At 50.3% G+C, this 3,789-nt stretch carries 3 protein-coding genes; 1 reads left to right on the forward strand and 2 read right to left on the reverse strand.

Features of this window, described 5'->3' with window-relative positions:
* Window positions 1-654: 654 nt before the first annotated feature.
* On the reverse strand, window positions 655-1,974 hold the full coding sequence (locus BM194_RS20335; protein WP_143097654.1) for a hypothetical protein: 1,320 nt from the start codon (window positions 1,972-1,974) through the stop codon (window positions 655-657).
* Window positions 1,975-2,157: 183 nt separating this feature from the next.
* Here BM194_RS20335 and BM194_RS20755 point away from each other — a divergent pair, with 183 nt between their 5' ends.
* Complete coding sequence (locus BM194_RS20755) at window positions 2,158-2,319, forward strand: hypothetical protein (RefSeq protein WP_177223488.1); 162 nt, start codon at window positions 2,158-2,160, stop codon at window positions 2,317-2,319.
* Between the two features lie 860 nt (window positions 2,320-3,179).
* On the opposite strand, the gene BM194_RS20830 is transcribed toward BM194_RS20755, so the two are convergent.
* Window positions 3,180-3,584, reverse strand: a complete 405-nt coding sequence (locus tag BM194_RS20830; protein ID WP_218155443.1) for a metallophosphoesterase family protein — start codon at window positions 3,582-3,584, stop codon at window positions 3,180-3,182.
* Window positions 3,585-3,789 lie beyond the last annotated feature (205 nt).

Genomic DNA, 3,789 nt, shown 5'->3' on the forward strand with positions numbered 1-3,789 from the left:
CCATCTCGCTGCTCCTGGATGAATTGAGCAATGAGTTCACGCGCTGCCAGCAGAGGATAGCTCCTAAGGCTTAATCTATCATCCGGCCTCTTACAATTAGACGAGTCGATCAGGTGCGCCCTCAACATCACTGCCGCTCGACGCCGGTGAGGTGCGTGCTGGGTTTCCTTCGCCAACGGATGACTACCTTGAGCGGTATCTCGGCCTCGTCTCTCACCTCATTCAGCACCCCAGCGCGACGTTCTACCTGCGCGCCAATCGGCCGATGCCGCTGGAGGGTTATGAGTGAAATTTGCTAATTTAATGATCGTGCCTACAATAAGAATTCCAAAACAAAACAATAGGTTATGCTTACCTACTTCTCGCAACTGTTACTCTGGTTATGTGTAATCAGCAACCAAACGGCAACCAGGTACACTAGATATCGAATTCTAGAAGCGGGTCGCTCACGGCCTAAGCCCGTAAGAGATTAGGCTACTGATTGGAAGTAGCGTGGTGTCAGACTTGAGTTAACACGTTATCGCTAGTGGCGGATTTTGACAGTGGAATTGCGTGGTAGGCCCGATGGGTTACGAGATGGCCTACCACATTGCTATTCAATATATAAGGCTAAGAATCTTGGCCTGATCAAGGGGACACCTCTACAGACTCTTGTTACTTCGCATATCCGTAATACTCCGGCTTCCTGAAGAGCCCCCCGCTTCGTGCTTCATCTAGCCAGGGAAATCTTTTTTCGAGGCCATGTGTAGAAACCAACATTTCTGCCACCTCGCCCTGCTTGAGAAAGTATAAAGATTTTAAAATGCTATCTACGGCATTTGTCTTATTAAACACATACATGAATTGTTCCCTAGCATCACTCCCGGGCCGTTTAAAAGCCCACTCAACTTCTTGAAGAGCACATGCATAAATATGGATATAATGTTCGGAAAAATCTAGCTCACGAGCAAAGTGAAACAATGCAAGAATCCCTGCCATGATTTGCGGTGTGAGAAAGGAATTAACATTCTCCCAAACCTCATTCTGGACCTCAGCATCTCTAGATATGGATTCAAGCATATCTTCGCTGCCCCAGATACTACTTCCTAAGCCAATGGGGGCAGTGTCTGAGTTATTGTTATGTCGTTTAAGCCAGTGTTTTATAAAATCTATTAGAATCGTCTCCGAAACCCCTAGAAGAGGAACTGAAATCCCAACTATTGGAGCGGTCTCAAAGTTTCCTTGAATTATTTTTATGCTCTCGGAAAGTTCCTTACTCCCAATATTGAACATCTCTTTTATTTCCGATTTAGTCCTGACGAACGATTCTTTTCCCCATTGATCACGGGTGGGTAATTGGGCCGCAATGTAAAATATATTTTTACGAGAAAGCCTTTTTGTAAAGGTGCCATACCAATATTCATCATAAAGGTATTTATTCAGCCTATGCAGATCGTCTAATGCATCCTCAATCTCAGAAAAACTTTCCTTTAGGTTGTAAAAATTTATGATTGCGACATCAACTAGATGCTTTTGGCTTTCCCTGTTAATTGGGTAACGAAACGTCTGCCCAGTAACATCAATTTCTGCTATGTCGAGAATCTTTGCATTGAGGCGATCGACAATCTCGTTGTAACGATCATCAACTGAGCGCGATTTTTCAATAAAAAAACGCCAAATATTTCCAATATCATGAGACCCCTCCAAATCGAATTCAAAAACTCGGCCTCTAAATTTTTCAAGCAATACGAGTACAGAGATTGCTCCCTTTAATCGAAGTTCAACCGAATGTCTCATGTTGAAGCAAACGGGATAAATAAGTTCATCAAAGGCGTAAGTAAAACCTTTACCATTAAGAACTTCGTCTATCAGAAGATTCGCTGCTTGAGAAAAACCCTTTGCGTAATCCCAATATCCTGGATCCCCATTATTACCTACACAAGCATTGGCCCAAGTTGGCTCACCTCCACAAAACGTTGTGTTGCCTCTGGTCATTATCTACACCTAGCTATATAAATTTTGGCCCCATCACCGGTTTGGAGCTACAGCGATTAACAGGCCAGCTTAGCCCTTGTTTAGCAAGGGTATCATTGAATGTTAACAAAATTCGCAACGCACCTAATCTCGGCGGCCTCAATGACCAAGTGCAACACCTGCCCCATCAGGTACCGTGTTGCCATGACTCATTACTATCGCCAACTCACCGGGCTGCCCATGCCCCTTACCCCACTCGCAGACAGCCTGGCTGAAGTCCAGCGAGGTCATCGCGGGGTTGCTATTCACGAAGGTGGCGCCGATATCCTCGAGACGGCGCGTTCTCTCAAATTCCTGCTGCGCTAGCTCAAAGGCGCTATCGAGAGCCGACCGGGTCAGTCCCAGATCATAAAAATCCAGGCTTTCCGTACCGGGTTGTTGGGTAGTGGGATCGAAATCCTCGGCAGTTCACCCCATCCGCACAGAGGAACGGCCAGGGATGGTTGGTTTCCATGCCCAACGCATAGGCATCGCAGAGGGGGCAGATATCGACCCATTGGGCGGCCATGATATTACCAAACGCGTGGTTGGCCCGCGTGAAGGCCAGCGCCTGCTTGACGTTCTGCCATGAATCCTTGCCAGGTCGGTCTGGTAGCCGTGACGATATCAAGTATCCTGCCCTTTGCCCAACAAAGCGGGCACGGCCATGCGGCGGCGTACGACTATAACGAGAGGTCCCCCAGTTAGTCGGTCACCCACACGAAGCGTGTCTTTCGTCAGCTTACGCTCCCCATCCCAACGGTAGGCGCACAGCTTGCCCTCGCCAGCGCTCTGCGTGTGGCCAGCGGCAATGCTGTAATCCAGGCAGGCAATATAGTGATTGAGCGGCGCCGGCTCGCCAGTCAGCCAATAGTGACCAACGAGCAGGGGCTTGCCGCCGGCATAGCCAGGCAGGATATTCTCTGGCACCGGTTCATGGGGATGGCCTCGATCTGGTCGGCAGGCACCATGGCTAGGTCGCGGTAGGTCAGACGTTCCAGTTTCCATCAGCGAGTCCGGATATGGTGGCGCGGCTTACCGGCCTTGTCGAGAAACTCTCTCCCTGCCGGTAGAGGAACCTCCAGCCCTTGACCGCCGTTTCCAAGGCGTTATAGGCACGGTGCCCTTGCGGCATACCTCGGGCCAGGCTGTGTCTCCAGGGTGCACTGTTGCGCATCCGTGTAATCTCAGAGAATCTGCAGCGATGGCGGATGCCAGCAGGCGTGGATTACCCGCAGCCCATCGAGATCCAGGTACAACGGTAGTGTGTTGAACCAGGCGATATGCTCATGGTGAAGCGCACTACCCTCGATGACCTGATCGAGATACGCCTGATGCTGACGCCTGTTCTTGGGACTGTGCGAGCGCAGATACTGACCGGAGGCCTCGGGATCCTTGGTCGCCCAGGCCACGGCATTGAACTCATGATAACCCATCACTGCCAAGGCCTGCCCGGCCTCGACCATGGTCCGGGCGATGCGTACGGTTTCTACTTGCTCCGGCCCACGATCAACGAAATCGCCCAGAAAAATTACCTGGCGCTCTGGGTATTGCCAGACACCGCCCCGCTCGGTGTAGCCCAGTTTGGCCAACAGATGCTTGAGAGGGGTGGCGTACCGTGAATGTCGCCCATCAGATCGTACATATCGATCTTGGCTAGGTATGTGGTCCCGAAGAGTAATGGACCAAGCTGAACAAGAAACTAGGTGTAAGAGGCCGGATGATAGATTAAGCCTTAGGAGCTATCCTCTGCTGGCAGCGCGTGAACTCATTGCTCAATTCATCCAGGAGCAGCGA

This window comes from Modicisalibacter xianhensis (assembly GCF_900113605.1).
GTDB lineage: Bacteria > Pseudomonadota > Gammaproteobacteria > Pseudomonadales > Halomonadaceae > Modicisalibacter > Modicisalibacter xianhensis.

What these genes read in the sequence shown, in the direction of transcription:
- BM194_RS20335 (WP_143097654.1), bottom strand. Translation starts at nt 1,974, where the DNA reads ATGACCAGAGGCAACACAACGTTTTGTGGAGGTGAGCCAACTTGGGCC.
- BM194_RS20755 (WP_177223488.1), top strand. Translation starts at nt 2,158, where the DNA reads ATGACTCATTACTATCGCCAACTCACCGGGCTGCCCATGCCCCTTACC.